Source organism: Flavobacteriales bacterium (assembly GCA_029248105.1).
Taxonomy (GTDB): domain Bacteria; phylum Bacteroidota; class Bacteroidia; order Flavobacteriales; family UBA7312; genus UBA8444.
This window is the reverse complement of sequence record JAQWJZ010000040.1, coordinates 1-9,712: the sequence shown is the minus strand read 5'-3', so window position 1 is coordinate 9,712 and position 9,712 is coordinate 1. Positions and strand designations below refer to the sequence as shown.

The window sequence follows — 9,712 nt, the reverse complement described above, 5'->3', positions numbered from 1 at the left end:
GCAAAGCTAAAAAGTGGTATTTATATTCTGAAAATTAATTCCAATAACGACTCCAAAGAATTTAAAATTATTAAATAGTTGGTTTGTTGTTCTTACAAGGTCCTTTTATTTTAAATTTTAATGACCTTGAAATAGTTATTAAATGTTTTGTTATAACACTTCACATAATATATCCCCGACTCTAAGCCACTTAACGAAACCATAGTAATAGCATTGTTAGAACCCAACAATGAACCAACACTAATAAGTCTACCAGAGTTGTCATATACTTCGACATTAATCTCTTCTGACAAGTCTGAATATGACTTGAGCTCAATATAAAGCTGATCTTTGGTAGGGTTAGGATAGATAAGTATGTCGTTTGAATTAATACTATTTTCGGCTAAACCAGTACTTTCATCAATCTCAACAGGAACAATTAATTCATATTCGCAAACACCAGAGGCATCTTGAATGACTACATTATAATTACCCACAGCCAAATTGTAAAACTCGTTATCTTCTTCGAAATTCTGACCGCCATCAACACTGTATAAATACGGACTTAATCCAGAGGTTGGAGTAATTATAATTGATCCATTTGCTACTACTGCTGAAGAAACATTGGTTGCAGAAACATCAATAGATGTCAAAGTACATTCATTTACATACACCGTTTCTTCATAAGAACATATTCCATCTTCATCTTGAACAACCACAAAATACTCCCCAGTAGTTAAATCTGTAAATATATTATCCGTTGTAAAATTCATACCACCATCAATACTATAATTATATTGAATTGAAGAAGGTGTAAAAATTGAAATTATACCATCATCATTTGTAGAATGAGTAACGACTACATCTGCATTTATTGCACAAGCAGATCCGTCAGGACAGAGTATTTCTATAGCTTGACTTCCAAAGTCGCCATCGTTATATACAATTGTTTCGTCTGAAGAATTGAGCACAGAGAAATTACCTGGGGAGAAAATCCCATCTCCATACGAATCATAAACAAAAAGTGAATAACACGAAGCGTAGTCCAAGCAAATTTGCTCAGTAACAATATCATAATTATCATTATCATTAAGGTCACCACTTGCAATTATATCATCATCAAAGTCAAAAATTGACCATGATGTTTCGTTTGGATATTGATCACTATTTATAATCAATGTAACAAAATCATAGGTTGATTGAAGATCTATAATTGCTGAAGCATAGTTATTGGATGAATCCTCATCAATCTGACCATTTACGCTTAAAATTGTTACGCTTACCTCGTTTTCAAAAGTTTGAATCTCACCTTCAACTAATACGGATATATCCACTTGATTTAGTGATGAAACATCAACTTGCTCATTGAAATACCCTACACTTTCACCATTAATAATGATTTCAAATTGAACACTATTTATAGTATTACCTCCATTATTAAATATAGTCAGTGTAGCCTCAATTTCAGTGTTACATTTCTCATTAAGCGCCCCTAGAGACACCTCAGCATCTAATTGATTAATCTTAGTTAGAATATAGTCTAAGGTGTCGTTATTTCCATATTCATCATTTATATCGCTTACTATTCCTGTTAAATGATAATCTCCAGTTTCTGAAAAATCTTGTAACGTTTCGAATTGAAATTCTGCATCTGAAAATGGCTCTATGGTTTCATTAATAGTTAAGGTTTCAATCTCCTGATCATCTACAAATAGAGTAAGGGTGAAATCACTCATAGGGTTGAGTCCAGTATTAGAAATAACAGCTTTTACAGCTTCGTTAGTTCCTAAGTCCGAAGATGATACTGGAGTTATAAATTCTGTAAATTCCAAATCATTATCGGCTTTTATATCTGCCCAAAATGAAACCCATGGTCTTGCTTGTTTAATTGTAAGTTGATCTTGGGCCGTAACCTTATATTCTATATCCATACCAAAACCTTCCACCCCTTCTACATCATACAAGATGGCAAATTCATCGTGAATAATTGAAAGGTATTCCCTCATTTGATCTAAATAACTTTGATCCATTACGAGTTCACCTTGCTCAACTAGATTAGATAATTGAAGCACCAAGTAGCCACCCGCATCCTCAGGATCTTCATAAATTAAGATTTCTTCAGGAACAGAGTTTGGGTCAGGGTTTGTAATCAATGACTCTCCTACCTGTGTATTTATGTAGAAAGTATTTTCTGTTTCGTAAATAGGATCTATACTTATACCAACACCATTAGATTTTTCTTCTTCAAAATTGGGATGACACAGCACTCCCATTGCTGCCATAAAGTGATCAACTCGATAGAAATCCCTTTCTTCAAAAGCTCTGAAGTTCCACATACTGGCATAAACTTGTTTTATAGATTTAGAAATATGTCCTTCGTCTAGGTGTTGAGTTTTTGAAGTGTATAAACCAGCACCACTAAAGCCGGGCAAATCTTCATTGTTAGTACTCGACCTACACCTTACCTTTGTCCCTACAGGGAAGTCATCGTGCATGGCTTGAAGTTGATCCATCATCCACTGAGGCATGGGAGCATCTTTGATATCATCTCTAAACATTTTAAGACGATCTATTCGGAAATTAATATCGTTTTGAAAAGCTGGATTATCTATCATTACCTGCGCTTCTAAATAGAAGTTATTGAATTGCATAAACTCGTCATAGAAGTAAAACGGAATGCCAAATCCATCTGGAATAGTACCTTCAGGCAATCCAAAGGATCGCATGGTAGCTACGTTCGAGCATTTCGCCCCAAAGGCAGTTGACATTTCAAATTCTATGTCATCTAAGGGTAAAATTTCAGTAATGCTGAGGTCTCTGACTGGAATTTGGGGTTCTGTAGGTCGAATAGCTTCATACCAAGCGTTTACCTCATCCAAGGTTGCTTCTCTAAATTGGAAGGTTTCATTTTCCACTTTATAGTACACATAGTTATTCAATAAGCCTGCAATAGAGTCAATAGATAGCGGATCATTAATGTAGGCGTTAGGAACGTTATCTTGTATAGCCCTTAAGTTAACGTGAGAAAGGGGAGTTTGGATAACAGAGGTAATAATACCACCTACTCTTGGTAGGGAGTTAGGAAGGGCATCATAAAGCACGATATCTCTTGAACCTGGAGTTTCATCTAGACTCATGTGTTTAAAGTATCCATAGCCTTCAGCCTCATGAAATGGGATGTAATCAATATCTCCAAAGACATCTGATTCTAAAACAACATTAATTCGTGTACCTTCAAAATCATCAGCATATTGAGTCAAATATTGGTTTTCATTGGCTTCGCTTACAAAGTGATTCAAATTATTTTGAAGGAATGGCATATTAGCAACTAGCAATTCGTATGTCCTTTGTGAAGCCTCAAAATCATAGGTATTTCCAAATGAGAAATTAAAAGAGTAACTGCCAATTACACCACCTGGAAGTATAGTGTTTGGATTAAATACAATCTCCCCTGAACCGTCATCTCCAGTTACTGTAGCACCAATACCAGCAAAAAATGCCCCATGAATAGTATAGGTGTTACTATTGATGAAATATACCTTTGGTTCAGGCGAGTCTCTATCTAAAATTCCAAATTTCACATACAGCTGTCCATCCAGAAAAGGCGCCCAACCCACATCATTAACCGTTGCTAGCCCCATAAAGGTTTCGGCATCAGGAATGGAAGTTGCACCATCTTCAAAATCAATAGCTTGCGCAAAATTTATTGGTGCATCGGTAGGCATATTGTTATACTCTGTCACATCATCAATTTGGTCTCCGTCTAAATCACCAGGACTAGAAATATCATATTCTGTAATTGTATAATTTTCAATAGGATATGCCCCACCAGGGTCTGAAATTATCATCGTTCCGTCTACCCCCATATTAACCGCAGTAGCCCACTCAAAGGTAGGGCTATGTTGAGAACTAAGGACATAATATTTTCCTTCCTCAGCTTCAATTGAAAGAAGTGCTTGTCCGCTGTTATTGACAGAGTAATTAATAATTGGAACAATTTCTTGAGCCAATGAAAAATTATATAAAAAAAGTAAGCTAAACTGTAAAACAATTAATTTTCTTGTCATAATGGTCAAATTAAATTTTATTTTTTTTATTCGAGACACTCAAAAGACGACTTAAATAAATTGTGCCTATGAGATTTGCCAACAATTAAAACTTGATAAATATGGTCGTATACATCCAAATCAATATCGCCTATTTCTTGATTAACGAGCAGACCTGTTAAAACTCCAGTTGTATTACTATGTCCCACTACCAAAGCGTTTTGTTTATTCTCTAGCAAAAGATTTGAGAATGACTCAATGTCTTGTTCGTTATACAAAGTGATTTCAATACCTTTTTTATCAGCTGTGGGCAGAGCTGTATTTTTAGTTCTAGTATAGTCTGTACTGTATATGGCATCTAAATGTATGTCATTCAGGAAGCTACTAAGAGCAATAGCTCTTTGTTCACCGCATTTAGAAAGTGGTAAATCAGATACGTTATTAGAAAAGTGGTCTTTTTCAGAATGCCGAACCAGATAGATTGTGAAAACATCATCACTTTGAGCAAATACTTCAGCACCCCATATTTGAAATGCAAAACAAATTGCAATAATGATCTTTAATGTAATATTATGTTTGATATTTGTTAAATAAGTGGTTAAATCTTGAGTAAAGAACAATATAAAATCTATAAAAACAAACTTTATGAATAGTAATCTTACAGTTTCAGATTAATAAACTTATAAAAATCTTTCAATAATTCGTAATTTCGAACGCAATCATTATCAATATTAAAAGCCACACCTTTTGAATACACATCGAACGATAGTCAATCGGTTTTTTTTATATTTGGTTTTTAATAAAATTAGCAAGGGATAACATTATGCCAAACTTTGAACATCATTTTGAAAAAACGCTATGGAGCCTAAGATACATTGTTATTTTATCGGTAATATTATCTATTTTAGCCTCAATCACATTATTTATTATTGGCAGTTGGGATATCATACATTCTATTTTTTTCCAAAATCCACTTTTTAATTCAGACATCAGTAACAACAATGATTTATTATTTAAAATCATTTCATCTATTGACCTATTTTTAATAGGTATTGTACTACTCATCTTTGGCTTTGGGGTTTATGAATTATTTATAAGTGAAATTGACTTTGCTAAGGGCAAGTTTGCTGACTCTACTCTGAAAATAAAAAGTCTAGATCAATTAAAAAACAAAATAATTAAAGTTATTATTATTGTCTTGATTGTTAAGTTTTTTGAGAAAATACTAAAATTGACTCCAAATTTCACAAGTCCAAATGACATACTAGTTTTTAGCCTTTCTATTTTATCTATATGTCTTGGTTACTTTCTTATAAACAGAAAGTAATTTTTCTTAAGATATAATTTTATTGAGTTATAAATTTTTCAATAGAATTAAGATAGTTATCATAACCCATTGTTTGAGGTACGCCATTGATTCCATGTAATGCTCCTTCAACACGAATATAGGTTGAATCATTTCCTGGATAATTAACAATTATTGCTTCACCATTAGTGATAGCAACATAATCATCATCTGTTCCATGTAACCACATGAATGGACTATAGACTAGCTTAATTTTATTGGCATTATCAAACTCTAAAGATGTAATATAAGAAGCAGAAACCTCAATAAGTGTAGACTCTTGAGCTATAAAATCTGCCGAAGCAAAAGGGGATTCTAAAATTAATTTCGAAGGGTAATCTCCATTGTGTCCAAAGGCCGCCAAGTCAGTAGCAGGAGCAGAACCTAAACTAAAGCCATATACAATAATTTGGTTAGAATTAGAGCCATTGTCTAGCAGCCATTGATAAACCGCTCTAACGTCTTTATACATACCCTCTTCCGTTGGATTTCCTTCGGACATACCATAACCTCGATAATCAAACATTAAGACTCCAAATCGTTGGTTTGAACCACAATTAGCTAATAATTTAGCACGTTGCCAATAATGATCCATATGTAATGATTGTCCATGACAATACACTATAATTGTATCCTCATCAATTTGACCTAAATCTCCAATATACAGAGCCGCAATATTGAATTCATCAGATTGTACACTAAACTGATGAACATTATCTACATCGTAAGAGCTATCTAAGCGAAAGTCTAATTCCACATCATAACCATCAAGCTGATATTCTGGCAAAGGCTCATTGTAAAAAGCAATATCATCTAGTTTCATACAAGAAAATAAGACAGTAATAATCGAAAATAATAGAATTTGTTTCATATTAAAATCGTTTAGATAAATTTACATATATACCTGTTGCTCCTCTATCTCCCAAAAGGCTTTGATAAGGAACAAATAATTTAGAATTATCAGATCCCGGCGCTAAAAGCTTTATTTCTGTTCCAATATCCCAACTTTTCATTTTGTATGTGTATCCTATGTGAGGATTGATTATTGCAAATCGGTTATCTTCTATCATTTTGAAATCAACCCATAAAGAATAACCTAAATGGATTTGATGTTTTTTATTTATAACATTCCAAAAGGCATTAGCATCTAACTGTGGCCATAACTTTGGGTTGCCTTCTTGTAATTCTGTCACATAGTTAAACACTAAAGCTGAAGAAATAGCTGGTACCCAAGCATTTTGCACTTTAACCTGCTTCAAAGCCCCTACTTCCATTTGAAAATTATTAAATAATAAAGAAGTAGTATGAAGGCCAGTAAATACCGTTAGCTTATCGTTCAGTCCATAGCCATATGTAAAGGAGGTTAAGGGGACTGGAATAGTTGCTCCATTATAATCTATTAATGCACCCCCAAAATTAAACGAAACAGCACTTTCGGTCTTATTTAATGGACTCACAAATCGAGAAGGAGCACATGAAAAAAATGAAATTATTAAACTTAAATAAAGAATTTTATTCATTTCATAAATATATAAAAAACGACCTGTTAGAAATCTAACAGGTCGTTTCGGTAATTTATTATTTCTAAGAAGATGGGTTATCGTCATCGTCAGATCCATAGCCGTAGCCATACCCGTAGTTATAGGAATATTTGTAGCTATAACCATATTTATAGCTGTAGTTGTAAGCATAACCGTAACCGTAGCTATTTGTAGCTCCGAGACCATTTAGAATGAGTCCTATATTCTTAACTTTTCCAGAATCGATAGTGTCTTTCACAAAATTAAGCACTTCTTTATCAGTATGATTACACCTTGTCACAAATAAAACTACATCTGAAAGATGAGCTATACTCAAGGTATCAGACACTAACAAGGATGGAGGAGTGTCAATTATGATATAGTCATAAATAGCTCTTGCTTCATTGAGCAACTTATCTATATTTCCGTTACTCAAAAGTTGTGCTGGGTTCGGAGGAATTGCTCCACCTAATAGAATATCGCAATTCAAATCTGAATTAGCTTTTATCAATGCATTTTTCCAATTGAAGCTACTATCAATTAAATAATTCGTTAAACCCGAAATAGACTTATCAAAATTAAGATATTTATGAATCTGAGGATTGTGTAAATCTGCACCTATCAATAGTACTTTTTTATTTAATGAAGAGTATGTTAAAGCTAAATTTAAAGCAGAGAAGGTCTTGCCTTCACCCTTTACAGTAGAGGTAGATAAAATCACTTTACCACCTTCAATGTTTTTTGGAATTATGAAGTTTAAGTTAGAAGTTAAAATCCTGAATGATTCTGCCAGTGTACTTCTTTCATTAGATGATTGCAAGAGCTTATACGCATCATCAATCTCTGGAATTTCAGCAATTACCGGAGCATTAATATTTAACTCGATTAAATCATCTTTTGAATATAGTTTTGTGTTAAATAAAAACATTAGATACAGAACACCAAATGGCAATAATATCCCTAACAAGAGTGCGCCTAGATAAGTAGTATTAGTTTTTGGTGAGATAGGAATTTGGTCTGAAATAGCATATTCAACCACTTTAATACTGGGTTCAGTAACGGCATAACTAACCTCTGCTTCTTCTCTCTTTTGCAACAAAAATAGATATAATGCCTCTTTAATTTCTTGATTACGCTCAATGGCTCTAAGTATCTTTTCTTTTTCAGGTAAATTAGATACCTGACTATCGTACTTATTGAATTGATTAGATAGTTTGCCTTTTAAATTCTTTAACTGGAATAAATGATTTTGTAAAGAGAAAATGATATTAGACCGTGTATCACTAATGAGGTTATCCATCTGTTTTATGGATGGGTTATTAGAACCAGCACTTAAAACTAATTTTTTACGCTCAAGAATAGTTTGATTATATTCGGATATTAAGGAATTGATCTCTACATTTTCAATACCCATATTAGCTGGAAGTAATTCTAATTCAGCATTACCAAGTGTATTAATTAATAACTTCGTAACTGACATCTGGTTTTCTATAGAAAAAATACCTTCTTCAGACTTAAAACTTTGTTCAAGGGAAATTGCAGAATTGGCAGAGAAGTCCACTAAATTGTTATCTGCTTTATATAATTGCTTTGCAATCTCTATGGAGTCTAATTCCAAGGAAAGGTATGCATACCTGTCATTCACAAAATCAATGGTTCTTTTATGAATAAGCTGACGGTCTTCAACACCGTCATTATTAAAAACATTAATGAGTTCATTGAGAATATTTTCCGCATAGTCAGAACTTGTAGATTTAAAACCTAACTTTACTATATCACTTTCTTTTCCTATTTGAGAAATATCAATAGACTTCTTAAGTGACGTGACTACATCATCAATAGTATTAAATTGTATGTAATAACCTTCATTATCTTCATCAATGAACTGCTTACTATCAAAATTAAAAATTTCAAATGGCAAATCATGATTCAGATTATAGGTTGAAGTGCCATTAAAAACATATTTAGTTTCATCGTTTTGAAAGTCTAATATTTCAAAGCCTTCCTTGGTGGTGTTTAATCTAAAATTTGAATTTGATATACTGTCAATTGGTATTCTAAGATTAATTTCAAACGGATATTCAACCGTGAGAGACTCCATAATATCACCAATTGATATTACTGAAATGTAAAGACTTAAATTTTCAGCAACACGACTAAGAATAGGGTAGGATTTAATTACCTCAATTTCATTTTCTAAATTGATTTTTGAATTAGAAAATAGTTCAGAAGCTGTAGGCATTTCTAATGAAGACTCTTTTTTATCAATGATTTTAATTTTAGCAGCTGAGCTATATACTTTAGAGGTGTACCTCAAATACAAGAAAGCTACAACTAAAAAAAGAAATGTGGCTCCAACAAAATATTTCCAGAAATAAAGATATTTGAAAAACTCTTTCTTGAAATCAAAGTTATCTTCTGAGTCAAATTGATTAAAATCGAAATTTGGTGATTGATTCATTTTAATTATTTGTTAATAATAAAGTTATGCTTAGTAATAGAGATGCTATGGATGCAACTGAAGTAGGACTTCCTATAAATCCAGCACTTTTAACCTTGCTAAATGACGGATTAACTATCAGAACATCGTTATTTTTTATATAAAAAATAGGTCTATTCAAGAGTTCAACCTCAGTTAATTCAATTTTATATATTTCTCTATTTCCGTTTTCTTCTCTAACTAATCTAATGTCTTTTCTTTTACCGTCGATAGTTAAATCACCTGCATAGCCTAAAGCTTGAAAGATGTTAAGATTTTTATCATAGTATGAATAAGTACCAAAGGTATACCTTGGCCTTTAATTTGAATATTTAGAGATTCC

General features: G+C 32.7%; 6 protein-coding genes. 1 reads left to right on the top strand and 5 read right to left on the bottom strand.

Annotation, left to right across the window (positions count from 1 at the left end; all coding sequences use genetic code 11):
* Positions 1–110: 110 nt before the first annotated feature.
* Together P8I29_07710 and P8I29_07705 are read right to left on the bottom strand one after the other, a co-directional pair.
* Positions 111–4,046, bottom strand: coding sequence for a PEP/pyruvate-binding domain-containing protein (locus tag P8I29_07710; GenBank protein MDG1917673.1), 3,936 nt, complete (start codon positions 4,044–4,046; stop codon positions 111–113).
* A gap of 26 nt (positions 4,047–4,072) precedes the next feature.
* The gene (locus tag P8I29_07705) at positions 4,073–4,645 is read right to left on the bottom strand and encodes a phosphoglycerate mutase family protein (GenBank protein MDG1917672.1); all 573 of its coding nucleotides are present in this window, start codon (positions 4,643–4,645) and stop codon (positions 4,073–4,075) included.
* A gap of 203 nt (positions 4,646–4,848) precedes the next feature.
* Here P8I29_07705 and P8I29_07700 point away from each other — a divergent pair, with 203 nt between their 5' ends.
* Complete coding sequence (locus tag P8I29_07700) at positions 4,849–5,352, top strand: YqhA family protein (GenBank protein MDG1917671.1); 504 nt, start codon at positions 4,849–4,851, stop codon at positions 5,350–5,352.
* A gap of 19 nt (positions 5,353–5,371) precedes the next feature.
* Here P8I29_07700 and P8I29_07695 read toward each other — a convergent pair whose 3' ends face one another.
* The 3 genes from P8I29_07695 to P8I29_07685 all read right to left on the bottom strand — a co-directional run bounded on the left by P8I29_07695 (position 5,372) and on the right by P8I29_07685 (position 9,351).
* Positions 5,372–6,241 carry an alpha/beta fold hydrolase gene (locus P8I29_07695; GenBank protein MDG1917670.1) on the bottom strand — a complete coding sequence of 290 codons (870 nt, stop codon included), beginning with the start codon at positions 6,239–6,241 and terminating at the stop codon, positions 5,372–5,374.
* A gap of 1 nt (position 6,242) precedes the next feature.
* Complete coding sequence (locus P8I29_07690; protein MDG1917669.1) at positions 6,243–6,890, bottom strand: hypothetical protein; 648 nt, start codon at positions 6,888–6,890, stop codon at positions 6,243–6,245.
* A gap of 64 nt (positions 6,891–6,954) precedes the next feature.
* A complete protein-coding gene (locus tag P8I29_07685) occupies positions 6,955–9,351 on the bottom strand; it encodes a polysaccharide biosynthesis tyrosine autokinase (protein MDG1917668.1) in 2,397 nt (798 codons plus the stop codon).
* Positions 9,352–9,712: the final 361 nt, after the last annotated feature.

What these genes read in the sequence shown, in the direction of transcription:
- P8I29_07695 (MDG1917670.1), bottom strand. Translation starts at nt 6,241, where the DNA reads ATGAAACAAATTCTATTATTTTCGATTATTACTGTCTTATTTTCTTGT.
- P8I29_07685 (MDG1917668.1), bottom strand. Translation starts at nt 9,351, where the DNA reads ATGAATCAATCACCAAATTTCGATTTTAATCAATTTGACTCAGAAGAT.
- P8I29_07710 (MDG1917673.1), bottom strand. Translation starts at nt 4,046, where the DNA reads ATGACAAGAAAATTAATTGTTTTACAGTTTAGCTTACTTTTTTTATAT.
- P8I29_07690 (MDG1917669.1), bottom strand. Translation starts at nt 6,890, where the DNA reads ATGAATAAAATTCTTTATTTAAGTTTAATAATTTCATTTTTTTCATGT.
- P8I29_07700 (MDG1917671.1), top strand. Translation starts at nt 4,849, where the DNA reads ATGCCAAACTTTGAACATCATTTTGAAAAAACGCTATGGAGCCTAAGA.